The sequence below is a fragment of the Vibrio sp. S457-15 genome (genome assembly GCF_000960545.1).
Lineage (GTDB): Bacteria > Pseudomonadota > Gammaproteobacteria > Enterobacterales > Vibrionaceae > Vibrio > Vibrio parahaemolyticus.
In genome coordinates this window covers 1-250 of the sequence record NZ_JYOQ01000127.1, presented here as the reverse complement: position 1 = coordinate 250, position 250 = coordinate 1, and the positions used below count along the sequence as shown (strand labels likewise).

At 48.4% G+C, this 250-nt stretch carries 1 pseudogene; it reads left to right on the top strand.

From position 1 onward, the window contains the following. Nucleotides 1-250 (top strand): annotated as a pseudogene (locus tag UF05_RS13695) (IS3 family transposase); the annotation flags it as partial.

Here is a 250-nt window from a genome sequence, read left to right as displayed (position 1 = left end):
CTCGCCAAGAGTTTGATGCAAAGGTTAAAGATGCTTTTGACAACAGTAAGGGGCGAGATGGTTCAAGGCGCATCCAGAAAGAGCTGGCTGAGAACGGTGATAGCCATAATGTGAAAACCATTGCAGCAAGCATAAGATGCCTGTAGCTCCAAACTTGCTAGCTCAGGACTTTAATGCAACGGCCCCGAATCAGAAATGGGCGGGAGATATCACGTATCTTGCCACAAGCGAAGGCTGGCTGTATTTGGCT